This is a genomic window from Faecalibacterium sp. Marseille-Q4164, assembly GCF_017377545.1.
In the GTDB taxonomy this organism is placed as follows: Bacteria; Bacillota; Clostridia; order Oscillospirales; family Ruminococcaceae; genus Faecalibacterium; species Faecalibacterium duncaniae.
Genome location: NZ_JAFREJ010000001.1, coordinates 335174 through 347711 on the forward strand (window position 1 = coordinate 335174; position 12538 = coordinate 347711).

Sequence of the window (12538 nt, forward strand, 5' to 3'; positions counted from 1 at the left end):
GATGATCAAGATCGATGCCCGTGGAGATGCCTGTCCGCTGCCCGTGGTCAAGGCCAAAAAGGCCATTGCAGAGCTGCACGGCCCCGGCGAGGTGGAAGTGCTGGTGGACAATGAGATCGCTGTCCAGAACCTGACCAAGATGGCCCAGCAGAAGGGCTATCTGTCCAGCTCCGAAAAACTGGCCGAGCAGGAATACCGTGTCCGCTTTACCATCAAGGACACGCCTGCTGCGGAAACCGCTGTGCCGGGCAAGGTGAAACAGCAGGCAGAAGCGGAAACCTGCATCCCGGATGCCCGCACCGATACAGTGGTGGTCATCGCGTCCGACAAGATGGGGGAGGGGGCCGAGGAGCTGGGCAAGACCCTGCTCAAGGCCTTCGTGTTTTCCCTGACCCAGCAGGACAAGCTGCCCAAGACGATCCTCTTCTATAACGGCGGCGCGTCCCTGACCTGTGAGGGTTCGCCCATGCTGGAAGACCTGAAGGCACTGGAAGCTGAGGGCGTGGAGATCCTGACCTGCGGCACCTGCCTGAACTACTACGGCATAACGGAGAAGCTGGCCGTGGGCGGCGTGACCAATATGTATGTCATCGCTGAAAAGATGCTGAACGCCGGGAACGTGGTCAAGCCGTGATCTACCTTGACAACGCCGCAACCACCTTGTACAAGCCCCCGGAGGTGGGGCAGGCAATGCTGGATGCGTTGCAGACAGCGGGCAACCCGGGCCGTGGAGCCCATGCGCCCACCCTGCACGCCTCCCGCATCGTCTACGAGACCCGGGAAGCGCTGGCCCAGCTCTTCCACGCCGAAGGCCCGGCCTGCATCGCCTTTGCATCCAATGCGACCCAGGCGCTGAACACGGCCATCAACGGGCTCTTTGGCCCGGGGGATCATGTCATCACTACGGTCTGTGAGCACAATTCCGTCCTGCGGCCCCTCTACCGCCTCCAAAGGCAGGGGGGTGAGGTGAGTTTTGTGGATGTGGACGCAAACGGTGTGCTCTGCTATGCGCAGTTTGAGCAGCTGCTCCGTCCAAACACCAGGGGAGTGGTTGTGACCGGTGCTTCCAATGTCACCGGAAACCGCACGGACCTGGCGTTCGTATCCGCTTTTGCAAAAAAGCACGGCCTGTTGTTTCTCGTGGATGCCGCCCAGACAGCGGGTGCCATGCCGGTGGATGTGCAGGCCCTGGGGATCGATGTGCTCTGCTTTACCGGGCACAAGGCGCTGCTGGGCCCGCAGGGCACCGGCGGGCTGTATGTCCGGCCCGGGCTGCAGGTTGCCCCCCTTGTGGTGGGCGGCAGCGGAGTCCACAGCTTTGATGAACGCCACCCCGTCGAAATGCCCACTGCTTTGGAAGCCGGAACGCTGAATGTGCCGGGGATCGCCGGGCTGGGGGCCGGGGTGCGCTGGCTCCTGACACAGGGCGTGGAAGCGTTGGAAACAAAAGAAAATGCGCTTGCACGCCTGTTTTACGAAACTGTCCGGGAAATTCCCGGTGTGCGGCTTTATGGTGACTTCACTGCGCCGCGTGCGCCCATCGTCTCACTGAACCTGGCGGGCGAGGATTCCGCCCGGGTGGCGGATGCGCTCTGGGAAGAGTACGGCATCTGTGTGCGGGCCGGTGCGCACTGTGCTCCGCTGATGCACAAGGCGCTGGGCACCGTGGAGCAGGGTGTGGTGCGGTTCAGCTTCTCCCACACCAACACCCGGGAGGAGGCGCTTGCCGCTGCCCGTGCGGTGCGCAGCCTGGCGGAGGAATAAATAATGCGTGCAAAGAGACCCTATATCGTGTTATCCTTCCGCACCACAGTGGAAGCGATGGCATGGGAAAAACACTGCGAAGCGGAACGCATCCCCGGGCGGCTCATTCCGCTGCCCCGGGAGCTCTCTGCCGGGTGCGGCCTTGCGTGGCGGATGCCGCCCGAGGACTGGCAGCTGTGGCAGAGCCGCATCGACCCCGCTGCCTATGATGCCGCAGCGGTGGTAGAACAATAACAAATAAAGGAGAATTGGATGGGAAACCGTTCTTTTTTCAATGCACTCCATGACCGGGAGGGGGATTTTCTGCTGGCCACGGTGCTGGAAGGCCCGTCGCAGGGGGAACGTGTCCTGCTGCGGAACACAGCACCGGTCTGGCCGGAGAAACTGCCTGCGTTCTGGGGGGAGCATCTGCCTGCCCTGGCGGCTGTGACCTCCAGTGGAATGCTGAAATCAGCCGGACAGCGCATCTTTGTGGAGCGCTTTGGCGCAGCCCCGCAGCTTGTGGTCTGCGGCGGCGGCCATGTGGGCGCGTCGGTGGTGCGGCTGGCAAAACTGCTGGGCCTACCGGTCACAGCGCTGGAGGACCGCCCCGAGTTTGCGGAGGAGCTGCGTCAGGCCGGGGCCGATGCCGTGCTCTGTCTGCCCTTTGCAGAGGGCCTTGCGCAGATCCCCGGCGGGCAGGAGACATACTTTGTGGTCGTGACCCGTGCCCACAGCTGTGATATTGCCTGCCTGCGTTCTATTCTGCAAAAGCCCGCCGCCTATGTGGGCATGATGGGCAGCCGGAAGCGTGCGGCTCTGGTGCACACACAACTGGCCGAGCTGGGGCTGCCGCAAGAGCGCATTGATGCCCTGCACGCGCCCATTGGGCTTTCCATTGGCGCAAAAACCGCACAGGAGATTGCACTTTCTATTCTTGCGGAGATCGTCTCCGTTAAAAACAGCCGCCAGCAGACCGAGGGCTTTTCCCCGGCGCTGCTGGCCGCGCTGGAACAGCAGACCGCCCCGGCGGTGCTGGCGACCATCGTAGGCCGCCATGGCTCCACGCCACGGGAGGAAGGCTCCAAGATGTTGGTCCTGCCCGATGGCTCTGCCGTGGGCAGCGTGGGCGGCGGCATCATGGAGTACCGCACCCAGCAGCTGGCGCGGGAATTGCTGGAGCCGGGGGCTGCCCCGTGCAGGCTGGCTGCCTTTACCACAGAGGGGGCCAGCGATGCCGCCGCCATTGCGGCCTGCGGCGGCTCCATGGAAGTCTTTTTGCAGCGTCTGGAACCGGAGGGATGAGCCATGAAGCGTGATGACCTGATCGTTGTCCGGGGCGGGGGAGACCTTGCCACCGGTGTTGTGCATCGGCTCTGGTCGGCTGGCCTGCGGGTGCTGGTGCTGGAGACGGCCCACCCCGCCGCCATCCGTCGGCAGGTGTCTCTCTGCGAGGCTGTTTACGAAGGCGAGACCGCTGTGGAAGGAATGCGGGGCATCCGGGTGGAGACGCTGGCGGATGCCGATGCCGTCTGGGCACAGAACGCAGTGCCGGTCCTGATAGACCCAACGGGTGCTTGCCTGCCGCAGGCAAGGCCAGCTGTTCTGGTGGATGCCATCATCGCAAAGAAAAATCTGGGCACCACCCGGGAGATGGCTCCGCTGACCATTGCCCTTGGCCCCGGCTTTGCGGCGGGGCAGGATGTGGACGTGGTGGTGGAGACCAAGCGCGGCCACAAGCTGGGCCGCATCATCCGGGAGGGATCTGCCGCACCCAACTCCGGCGTGCCGGGCATCATCGGTGGCTATGGTGCCGAGCGTGTGCTTCATGCACAGGCCGCGGGTATCTTCCGCAACCTGCATTCTATCGCTGATTTTGTGGAGGTGGGCGAGGCTGTGGCCGAGATCGAAACGCCGGACGGTCAGCGTCTGCCGGTGGTCACACAGATCTCCGGCATCCTGCGGGGGCTGCTGCGGGATGGCTACCCGGTGACCAAAGGGTTCAAGGTAGCTGATGTGGACCCCCGCCGCGCAGAGCTGGAAAACTGCTTCCTCATCTCGGATAAGGCCCGCTGCATTGCGGGCAGTGTGCTGGAACTGATTGCCGCAGAGTGCTGGAACTAAAAGAAACGGGACTGTTTTTGCAACAGCCCCGTTTCTTTGTTACTCTGTCAGTTTGGTGATGAGCATCTGATAGATCTCGTTGCCCTTGAGGATGAACTGCTTCTTGACCAGATCGGCACTCAGCCGGTCAGGCGTGCCGATGTCCAGACAAAACAGCTCCTGATCCAGTGCCTTGATGGTGCAGCGGATGGAGCAGTGGCCGTCCGGCTTTTCGGTGATGCGGGCGCTGTACTCGGCTTCCTTGCGGGTCCAGGTCTGGCTGCGCAGAACCGCCGCCACCGCGCGCTCCCGCACACTGCGGGGTAGGTCATAGGCAAGCTCCTGCGCGACCTTGCGTCCTTTTTCGGTGATGGAATAGCGATCTTCCTTCAGCGTGACCAGCTGCTGGCGGGTGATATCATCCAGACAGGAGCCGATCTCAAAATAGTTGACCAGCTGTTCTTCCATCAGCGCGTTCTCGATCTCCGTCCGGGTGATCGGCCCGGCATTCTTTACCAGATAACACAACAGCAACCGGATCTCCGTGCTGTCGGTCAGCCCGCCGGGACGAACACCGGCGGTAAAAGCATCGTTGGCGGCCATCGTTCTGCACATCCCCCTGTCATTTCAAATTGCTGCCCGGCACTGCCTCAGGGCAGGCCGTAAAGAATCACTTTCTTATAGTATAAAGGGTTTCAGACAGGATTGCAAGCCGCAACCGCAAAATCTGTTTCAATGCGCTTGCGGCTTTCGGGGGTGGAATACAGCCAGTGGTCGATATGCCCCTCGGTGATGAAATAGCGCAGGTCGAACCGGTGGCTCTGGCCCAGGCTGTGGTTGACGATGACCAGCTTGATCTTCATTTTATCGGGCAGGATGTTTTTGATGTAGACGCTCACCGCCTGCCCGGGGTGCAGGTCGGGGCAGGTCTCGGCAAGGCCGGCCAGATTGGGGGCGATCTCCACAAAGGTGCCGTATTCCTCCACGCTCCGCACAATGCCCACCACGGTCTCGCCCACGGTGAACCCGGCGGCGTTCTCCTCCCAGGTGCCCAGCAGCTCACGGATGGTCAGCACGAATCGCCCCTGCACATCCCGGCTTTTGATGGCGCACAGGATCTGCTGGCCCACACTCACCCGGTCGGCAGGGGAGGAGATGCGGCTGACCGACATGCAGTCGATGGGCAGCAGGGCGCTGATGCCGCACCCAACGTCACAAAAGGCACCAAACGGCTCGATGTGGGTCACAGTGCAGGGCAGGATGTCCCCGGGCTGTAAGGTGTCCAGATACTCTGCCTTGCACATCCGCTGTGCCTCAGCCCGGGAAAGCAGGTAGCAGGGCTGGCCGTTTTCCCCGGTCTCCATCCCTTCAATCACAAAGCAGGTGGGGCGGCCCACCCGCGTCAGCACCGCAATGTCCCGCACGGTGCCGCTCTCGGCCCCATCGGCACACTGACCAAAGGGCATCACGGCCTTTACCCCGCCCAGGTCGAACCGGAGCTGGCGCTGGGTGTCAAAGGCAAGGGCAGTGCTCTGTAAAATTTCGCGGCTGGCGATGGCGGCGCGCAGTTCTGCGGGGCTGAGCCGGTCTGCGGAACGGTAATTGCCTTCAGTACGAAATGTCTGCATCATGGTTTGTTCCTCTTTCTGTGTTATTTTAGCGTTTTCCGCTGCACGTCGGCACACAAAGCAGGTGTCGGCATTAAAACTCTATGCGCGGACAATTGCATTTTATACGAGTTTGGTTTATACTATATCTGTATGTGCGGCATGGAAACCTGCTGCACAGGGTACTGCCCCGCAAAGGGGCGGCAGGAGGGAAAGAAATATGGATATCGCAGTGGGAGATACCATCCAGACCCGCAAAAAACACCCGTGCGGAGCTTCCAGCTTCGAGGTGCTCCGGGTCGGTATGGATTTCAAGATCCGCTGCACGGGCTGCGGCCGTGAGGTCATGCTGCCCCGCGCGAAAATTGAAAAAAACATCAAGAAAGTGCTCAAGCCCGGCGCTGCCGAGTAACCATTGGGTCATGTAAGGAGAACTGCACAGTATGTCAAGACTGCTTTCCCAAATGGAGGCTGTCAGCCACCGGTTTGAAGAACTTTCCATCCGCCTGAACCAGCCGGAAACAGCGGCAGATCCCGCACTGTTCCGCCGCTTGATGCAGGAGTATCACGAGGCGGAACCTGTGGTGCAGGCCTATCAGGCCCTGACCACGGCGCAGGATCATCTTGCTCAGGCCAAAGCCCTGCTCGAGGGCGAGACCCTTGATCCGGACTTTAAGGAAATGGTACAGCAGGAGATCGGCGAAAAAAGTCAGGAAGTGGCGCAGCTGGAAAATAATCTTAAAATTTTGCTGCTGCCCAAGGATGTCAACGATGATAAAAGTGTCATCATGGAGCTGCGCGGCGGTGCGGGCGGCGAAGAAGCCGCGCTGTTTGCCCACAGCCTGATGCGGATGTACACCATGTACGTCCAGAGCAGGGGCTGGGAGCTGGAGGTGCTGAACCTCAACGAGACGGAGCTGGGCGGTGTCAAGGAAGCCATCCTTGCCGTGAACGGCGCAGGGGCCTATAACCGGCTCAAGTATGAGAGCGGGGTGCACCGTGTCCAACGTGTGCCCGAGACCGAAACGCAGGGCCGCATCCACACCTCCACGGCAACCGTGGCGGTGATGCCGCAGGCCGAAGAGGTGGATCTTGTCATCGACCCCAAGGATCTGCGCATCGATACCTTCCGCTCCTCGGGTGCGGGCGGCCAGCACATCAACAAAACGTCCAGCGCCATCCGGGTCACGCACATCCCAACCGGAATGGTGGTGGAGTGCCAGAACGAGCGCAGCCAGTTCCAGAATAAGGATAAGGCACTGGAGGTCCTGCGCAGCCGCCTGCTGGCCCAGAAGCAGAAGGAACAGCAGGATGCCATCAATGCCAACCGCGCGGGGCAGGTGGGAACCGGTGACCGCAGCGAGAAGATCCGGACTTACAACTTCCCGCAGGATCGCTGCACTGACCACCGCATTGGCCTGACGGTCCACAATCTGGATAAGATCATGGACGGCAATCTGGACGAGATCATTGATGCACTGGCAACCCATGAACAGGCTGAAAAACTGCGTCAGCTCAACGCACAGGCTGAATGATACTGCAGTGAAAAATAACATGCTTGCGTTGATTTGATGATTGAAAAGTATTTTTACTTTACAGATAGAAAGAACGATGAATCGCATGAAAATGAAAACTGAAATTTTACCTGCTGAGGGCGAAGCAATCGCCAAAGCGGCTGATCTGCTGCGCAGAGGGGAGCTGGTGGCCCTGCCCACCGAGACGGTCTACGGCATTGCCGCCGATGCACGCAACGGCGCGGCAGTCGCAAAGATCTTTGTGGCCAAGGGCCGCCCGCAGGACAACCCCCTGATCGTCCATGTCACCGGCCCGGAGATGCTGCCCGGCCTTGTCAGCGAGGTGCCTGAGCGTGCCCAGCTGCTGATGGCCGCGTTCTGCCCCGGCCCTCTGACCATCATCATGCCCCGCGGCCCGGAGGTGGCCGCGGAGTGCTGTGCCGGTCTGGACACGGTGGGCATCCGGATGCCCAGCCACCCGGTGGCACGGGCTGTCATTGCGCAGAGCGGCTGTGCCTTTGCGGCCCCCAGCGCGAACCTTTCCGGCAAGCCCAGCCCCACCAACGCACAGGATGTGTTCACCGATATGGATGGCCGTCTGCCCCTGATCCTGGATGGCGGCGAGTGCGATGTGGGTGTGGAGAGTACCGTGATCTCTGTGGTAGGCGAAAAGCCCACCTTGTTCCGCCCCGGCCATATCACGCTGGAAGATCTGGAGCGCGCTCTGGGTGAGGAGGTCGAGGTCTCCAAAGCCATCCTCGAAAAGCTGCCCGAGGGTGCTGTTGTCCGCAGCCCCGGCATGAAGTATAAGCATTACGCCCCTAAGGCAGATGTCACCCTGCTGGACGGCACCTTTGAGCAGTTCAAGGCCTATGTGGATGCCCATGCCGACCAGAACCCCAGCTGCCTCTGCTTTACCGGCGAGGCCGAAAAGCTCGGCTGGCCCTGCGTGGAGTATGGCAGGGAGGGCGATGGTGCCGATCAGGCAAAGCATATCTTCCGCAGCCTGCGCGCCCTGGATGAGCAGGGGGACGGGGTGGTCTATGCCCGCTGCCCCAAAAAGGACGGCCTGTCCATGGCGGTGTACAACCGCCTGATCCGTGCAGCAGCGTTCCGGGTGATCCAGCTATGATCACGCTTGGGATCACCGGCCGCAGCGGCTGCGGCAAATCGACCGTGACGGCGGTGTTTGCCGCCCATGGTGTCCCGCTGGTGGATGCTGACCAGATCTCCCGCGAGATCCTGCTGCCCGGTTCTCCGCTGCTGCCAGTGTTGGCCCAGCGGTTCGGGGCAGATATCCTGTATGCCGACGGCAGCCTGAATCGCCGCCTGCTGGCAGACCGCGCCTTTGCTGCGCCGGAAGGAAAGGCCGCTCTGGATTCTCTCGTGCTTCCGGAGATCATCCGGCGGGTCTGCAGATTGAAGCAGGCCGCCCGGGAAGCCGGAGCACCGCTTTTTGTGATAGACGGAGCCGTGATCGTGGGCACTGATGCGGAAAAAGAGTGCGACCACCTCTGCGTGGTCACTGCGCCCTTTGCCACCAGTGTGGCCCGCATTGCGGCCCGGGACGGTATCGCCCCGGAGATGGCGGCACGGCGGCTCAACGCCCAGACCCCGGAAGAGGTCCTGCTTGCCAGGGCCGATCTTGTCCTGCGCAACGATGCTGACCTTGCTTCGCTGGAAGCGGCGGCAGCGGCGCTCTGTGAGCAGCTGCAGGCTGAGGGTGCACGGAAAGGGGGCGCGGACACGTCGCTTTGAAAAAGTTTTTGAAAACGCTGGTGCTGCTCTTTCTGCTCTGTGTGGTCCTGCTGGCGCTGCCGCCGGTGCGCCGTCAGGTGGAACAGCGGCTCTACCCGCGGAAATACAACGACCTTGTGGAGCAGTACGCCGCCGAGTATGACCTTGACCCGCTGCTGGTCTATTCCTTCATCCGCACCGAGAGCGGCTTTGACCCGGGCGCAACTTCCAGTGTCGATGCGCGCGGCCTGATGCAGATGACAGAGGAGACCTTCCTCTGGCTCCGCAGTAAGCTGGGCCTGGGGGAGGAGGTTTCCTTTGGCAACCTGTACGACCCTGATGTGAGCATCCGCTTTGGATGCTATTACCTCCACCTCTGCCTGGTGCGTTACAACGGCGATATCTCCACGGCCGCCGCAGCCTACCACAGCGGGTGGGGCACTGTGGATGCCCTGCTTCAGAAGGAGGAACATTCAGAGGACGGGTTGACCCTGTCGGGTTTCCCCTATAACCAGATGCACCACTATGTGGAAAAGATCACCGCCTGCTATGCCAAGTACACCGAGCTGTACGGAGCCTGAGCAGGCTGCAAACCCGCTTGAACCGGCTTGCGCCGGTTTGAAATATTTAGGAATACCGAAAGAGAAAGGCAGGAGAAATTCTATGGCAGAAAAAACTCCGAACCAGCAGCTGGCTGAAAAGCTGCTCTATAAGCCTGCTTACGTCGCCGATAAGGACGCTGACGTGAAGCAGAAGGCCCACGACTTTGCCGAGGGCTACAAGAAGTTCCTGGATGCAGGCAAGACCGAGCGCGAGGTCGCCGCCGAGAGCGAGCAGATGCTCAAGGATGCAGGCTACCAGCAGTTCGACCCGAAAAAAACCTACAAGCCCGGCGACAAGATCTACTTTGTCCAGTGCAACAAGGCTGTGGTGGCTTCCACCATCGGTACCAAGAGCTTTGAGGATGGCTTCCATCTGGTCATTGCCCACACCGACAGCCCCCGTCTGGACCTGCGTCCCACCCCGCTGTATGAGTCTGACCACCTGAGCTACTTCAAGACCCATTACTACGGTGGTATCCGCAAGTATCAGTGGGGCACTATCCCTCTGTCCATCCACGGCGTGTTCACCCGTGAGGATGGCTCCACCGTCACCGTCCGTGTGGGCGAGGATGAGAACGATCCCGTCTTCTGCATCACCGACCTGTTGCCCCATCTGGGTGCCGAGCAGAACGCCCGTCCCCTGAAGGACGGCATCAAGGCTGAGGAGCTGAACATCCTCATCGGCTCCGATGCTGTTGATGACGAGAACGTCAAGGAAGCTGTCAAGCTGAACACCATGATCCTGCTCAACGAGAAGTACGGCATCACTGAGAAGGAGTTCATGCGCGCTGAGATCGAGATCACCCCGGCTTACAAGAGCCGCGACGTTGGCTTCGACCGCTCCATGGTGGGCGGCTATGGCCACGATGACCGTGTGGACGCTTATCCCGCACTGATGGCCGAGATCGAGACCAAGAACCCCGCTTACACCACTGTCTGCGTCCTGACCGATAAGGAAGAGATCGGCTCCGACGGCGTGACCGGTATGCAGAGCATGTACGCCTTCCACTTCATGCAGGAGCTCTGCCGTACCGCCGGTCAGGATGATATCCTGGCCTTCCGTCACAGCGTCTGCCTGTCCGCTGACGTGACCGCTGCCTACGATCCCACCTGGGCAAGTGCATTCGAGCCTATGAACGGCACTTATGCAGGCCGCGGCGTTGCCATCTTCAAGTACACCGGCGGCGGCAGCAAGGGCTCCGCAAGCGATGCCTGCGCTGAGCTGGTCAGTGATATTACCCGGATGCTGGACAACGGTAACGTTGCATGGCAGATCGGTGAGCTGGGCCGTCTGGATCTGGGCGGCGGCGGTACCATCGCCAAGTATGTCGCAAACCGCGGCATCCCCGTGCTGGATATCGGTGTGCCTGTGCTGTCCATGCACGCTCCCTTCGAGGTCATCCATAAGAACGACCTGTACATGGCTTACCGTGCCTTCTCCCTGTTCAACAACGCACAGTAAGCGCGATCCAGAATGAATGCCCCGGCAGGTTTTGCGCCCGCCGGGGCATTTTTGCGCTATTTTTTGAAAAATGCTTGACCTTCAACCGACTTTATGGTGTAGTGTAAGGGCGGAGGTGAAGCAAATGAACATCAAACAGGCTGCGGAACAGAGTGGAGTTTCCAGCCCCAACATCCGCTTCTACGAAAAAGAAGGGCTGATGACCCCTGCCCGTAACCGGGGCAATGCCTACCGGGATTACACCGCCGGGGATATCCGGACCCTGAAACTGATCCGGATGCTTCGGATGCTGGATATGCCGCTGCCCGTAATACAGAGGGTCCTCAACGGGGAACAGCCGCTGAGCGAAGCACTTCAGGCACAGCAGGCGGTACTGGAGCAGCAGGCGGCACAGCTGGCGGGTGCGATCCGCTTTTGCGCAGAGCTGACCCAACAGACTCCTCAGGTGGATCAGCTGGATGTGGACGACTGCCTGAAACGGATGCAGGACCCGCAGGAGCCGGGCAGATTTTTCTCCGGCTGGCTCAGGGATTACCGTACCGTGGCAGAAAACGAACAGAAAAAACGCTTTTTCATCGTATCGGAACAGTCCATCAATACCCCGGAGGATTTTGCAGCCGTGCTGCTGCGCTATGGGGAAGCTCAAGGGAGCCCCGTCTGCATCACAAAAGGGGGAATGTACCCGGAGTTTGAGTGGCACGGTATCCGGTATAAGGCATGGCGCGGGCAGGGCCGCTATTGCGATTCTATCTGCTGCGAAGCACTCTTCCCGGAATCTCTCAAAACGGGACTGCCGCTCAGGCGGGAACGCCTGCTGCGCTGGCTACAGCGGCTGCTCCCTGTGGCAGTGGCCGCTATGGTGCTGGGAGCACTTGCTCTACGCGGCAGAATGTGAACCCCTGATCCCGATACCACTGGATGATGTCCGGCAGCGCCTCGGCGGTGGTGCGGGTGGTGGCAGAATCATGCATCAGAACGATGCACTGGGTCTGCTCGCCGGTCTCACGCACCACATTCCGGTAGATGGTTCCGGCACTGGGCTTGCCGCCCACGGCATCCTCAGCGCAGACATTCCAGTCTACATAGGCATATCCCTTCTCGGCACACTGCTGTTTCAGCTCGGCCATCACACCGCGCCCGCCGTAGCGGCGGCTGACCGTGTTGGTGCTGCCGCCCGGAAAGCGCAGGTAATGCAGAGAAGCTGTGTTGACATAGGGCGAGATGCGCTTTTTCAACAGCTCGATATCCTGCCAGTAAGCATCTGCACTCTGGTAGATGTCACTGTATTCATGGGAAGCGGAATGCAGCGCGATCTGGTGGCCTGCCGCCGCTGCATCCGCAATGAGCGGCAGGTACTTTTCATTGTAGCCCGTGGCCACCACAAAAAAGGTGGCCTTGACCCCGGCGGCGTTCAGCACATCCAGAACCGCCGGGGTCGTTTTGCTGGGGCCGTCATCGAAGGTCAGGCAGACCCATTTCTCCGGCATCGGCTCTTCCTGCGGCAATGAGCTTGCAGGGGCGGCCTCCGGAGCAGGGGAGGCAAAGCCGGTATCCGGTACCGGGGTCAGGTCGCTTTCCTGGCAGCCGGGCCCCGCCGGCACAGCAAAGAACAGCCCCAGCCCAAAGCCTGCCGCTGCGCCCGCCAGAAGCAGAGCTGCCCCGCGAAATAAAATCTTCCCGTTTGCTCTCAGCCATGAAACCATCTCCCAAACCTCCTTGACAAATCGCATTGGATCTGCAGTATCTCTTATAGGATATGACCCGCTGAAA

15 protein-coding genes are annotated in these 12538 nt (G+C 60.7%); 12 read left to right on the forward strand and 3 right to left on the reverse strand.

The features are described 5' to 3' along the window. The first annotated feature begins 1 nt into the window (after position 1). From yedF to yqeB, 5 genes are read left to right on the forward strand one after another with little or no spacing between them, the layout of a single operon-like run. Positions 2-634, forward strand: coding sequence for a sulfurtransferase-like selenium metabolism protein YedF (gene yedF, locus J3352_RS01560; protein WP_035394061.1), 633 nt, complete (start codon positions 2-4; stop codon positions 632-634). After that, positions 631-1764, forward strand: a complete 1134-nt coding sequence (locus J3352_RS01565; protein WP_099357192.1) for an aminotransferase class V-fold PLP-dependent enzyme — start codon at positions 631-633, stop codon at positions 1762-1764. The genes yedF and J3352_RS01565 overlap by 4 nt, the downstream gene beginning before the upstream one ends. A 3-nt stretch (positions 1765-1767) precedes the next feature. Further along, positions 1768-1998, forward strand: coding sequence for a DUF3343 domain-containing protein (locus J3352_RS01570; protein ID WP_005932773.1), 231 nt, complete (start codon positions 1768-1770; stop codon positions 1996-1998). A gap of 18 nt (positions 1999-2016) precedes the next feature. Continuing rightward, the gene (locus tag J3352_RS01575) at positions 2017-3048 is read left to right on the forward strand and encodes an XdhC family protein (protein WP_156065699.1); all 1032 of its coding nucleotides are present in this window, start codon (positions 2017-2019) and stop codon (positions 3046-3048) included. Positions 3049-3051: 3 nt separating this feature from the next. Next, positions 3052-3867: a selenium-dependent molybdenum cofactor biosynthesis protein YqeB gene (gene yqeB / locus J3352_RS01580; protein WP_005932776.1), complete on the forward strand. Its 816-nt coding sequence runs from the start codon at positions 3052-3054 to the stop codon at positions 3865-3867. Positions 3868-3906: 39 nt separating this feature from the next. Here the strand turns inward: yqeB and J3352_RS01585 are convergent, their stop codons facing one another. Together J3352_RS01585 and J3352_RS01590 are read right to left on the reverse strand one after the other, a co-directional pair. After that, positions 3907-4461 (reverse strand): DUF4364 family protein, encoded by a 555-nt coding sequence (locus J3352_RS01585; protein WP_242651572.1) that lies wholly within the window; start codon positions 4459-4461, stop codon positions 3907-3909. Between the two features lie 80 nt (positions 4462-4541). After that, positions 4542-5477 (reverse strand): S1 RNA-binding domain-containing protein, encoded by a 936-nt coding sequence (locus J3352_RS01590; protein ID WP_005932778.1) that lies wholly within the window; start codon positions 5475-5477, stop codon positions 4542-4544. Between the two features lie 196 nt (positions 5478-5673). Here J3352_RS01590 and J3352_RS01595 point away from each other — a divergent pair, with 196 nt between their 5' ends. From J3352_RS01595 to J3352_RS01625, 7 genes are all read left to right on the forward strand, one after another. After that, positions 5674-5865, forward strand: coding sequence for a DUF951 domain-containing protein (locus J3352_RS01595; protein ID WP_005932779.1), 192 nt, complete (start codon positions 5674-5676; stop codon positions 5863-5865). 31 nt (positions 5866-5896) lie between these two features. Then, positions 5897-6988, forward strand: coding sequence for a peptide chain release factor 1 (gene prfA, locus J3352_RS01600; RefSeq protein ID WP_035394063.1), 1092 nt, complete (start codon positions 5897-5899; stop codon positions 6986-6988). Between the two features lie 85 nt (positions 6989-7073). Beyond that, positions 7074-8099, forward strand: coding sequence for an L-threonylcarbamoyladenylate synthase (locus tag J3352_RS01605; RefSeq protein ID WP_223454101.1), 1026 nt, complete (start codon positions 7074-7076; stop codon positions 8097-8099). Further along, positions 8096-8725 carry a dephospho-CoA kinase gene (gene coaE / locus J3352_RS01610; protein WP_005932782.1) on the forward strand — a complete coding sequence of 210 codons (630 nt, stop codon included), beginning with the start codon at positions 8096-8098 and terminating at the stop codon, positions 8723-8725. The genes J3352_RS01605 and coaE overlap by 4 nt, the downstream gene beginning before the upstream one ends. Next, positions 8722-9285 (forward strand): lytic transglycosylase domain-containing protein, encoded by a 564-nt coding sequence (locus J3352_RS01615; protein ID WP_005932783.1) that lies wholly within the window; start codon positions 8722-8724, stop codon positions 9283-9285. The genes coaE and J3352_RS01615 overlap by 4 nt, the downstream gene beginning before the upstream one ends. A gap of 82 nt (positions 9286-9367) precedes the next feature. Next, on the forward strand, positions 9368-10768 hold the full coding sequence (locus J3352_RS01620; protein WP_005932785.1) for an aminopeptidase: 1401 nt from the start codon (positions 9368-9370) through the stop codon (positions 10766-10768). A 124-nt stretch (positions 10769-10892) separates the two neighbouring features. After that, on the forward strand, positions 10893-11663 hold the full coding sequence (locus J3352_RS01625; protein ID WP_242699836.1) for a MerR family transcriptional regulator: 771 nt from the start codon (positions 10893-10895) through the stop codon (positions 11661-11663). Here J3352_RS01625 and J3352_RS01630 read toward each other — a convergent pair. Continuing rightward, positions 11623-12471: a polysaccharide deacetylase family protein gene (locus tag J3352_RS01630; protein ID WP_156065701.1), complete on the reverse strand. Its 849-nt coding sequence runs from the start codon at positions 12469-12471 to the stop codon at positions 11623-11625. The two genes, J3352_RS01625 and J3352_RS01630, sit on opposite strands and share 41 nt — an antisense overlap. Positions 12472-12538 lie beyond the last annotated feature (67 nt).

Excerpts from the sequence above, each read along its gene's own strand:
- yedF (WP_035394061.1), top strand. The coding sequence starts at position 2 with ATGATCAAGATCGATGCCCGTGGAGATGCCTGTCCGCTGCCCGTGGTC.
- J3352_RS01570 (WP_005932773.1), top strand. The coding sequence starts at position 1,768 with ATGCGTGCAAAGAGACCCTATATCGTGTTATCCTTCCGCACCACAGTG.
- J3352_RS01575 (WP_156065699.1), top strand. The coding sequence starts at position 2,017 with ATGGGAAACCGTTCTTTTTTCAATGCACTCCATGACCGGGAGGGGGAT.
- yqeB (WP_005932776.1), top strand. The coding sequence starts at position 3,052 with ATGAAGCGTGATGACCTGATCGTTGTCCGGGGCGGGGGAGACCTTGCC.
- J3352_RS01585 (WP_242651572.1), bottom strand. The coding sequence starts at position 4,461 with ATGTGCAGAACGATGGCCGCCAACGATGCTTTTACCGCCGGTGTTCGT.
- J3352_RS01590 (WP_005932778.1), bottom strand. The coding sequence starts at position 5,477 with ATGATGCAGACATTTCGTACTGAAGGCAATTACCGTTCCGCAGACCGG.
- J3352_RS01595 (WP_005932779.1), top strand. The coding sequence starts at position 5,674 with ATGGATATCGCAGTGGGAGATACCATCCAGACCCGCAAAAAACACCCG.
- prfA (WP_035394063.1), top strand. The coding sequence starts at position 5,897 with ATGTCAAGACTGCTTTCCCAAATGGAGGCTGTCAGCCACCGGTTTGAA.
- J3352_RS01605 (WP_223454101.1), top strand. The coding sequence starts at position 7,074 with ATGAAAATGAAAACTGAAATTTTACCTGCTGAGGGCGAAGCAATCGCC.
- coaE (WP_005932782.1), top strand. The coding sequence starts at position 8,096 with ATGATCACGCTTGGGATCACCGGCCGCAGCGGCTGCGGCAAATCGACC.
- J3352_RS01620 (WP_005932785.1), top strand. The coding sequence starts at position 9,368 with ATGGCAGAAAAAACTCCGAACCAGCAGCTGGCTGAAAAGCTGCTCTAT.
- J3352_RS01625 (WP_242699836.1), top strand. The coding sequence starts at position 10,893 with ATGAACATCAAACAGGCTGCGGAACAGAGTGGAGTTTCCAGCCCCAAC.
- J3352_RS01630 (WP_156065701.1), bottom strand. The coding sequence starts at position 12,471 with ATGGTTTCATGGCTGAGAGCAAACGGGAAGATTTTATTTCGCGGGGCA.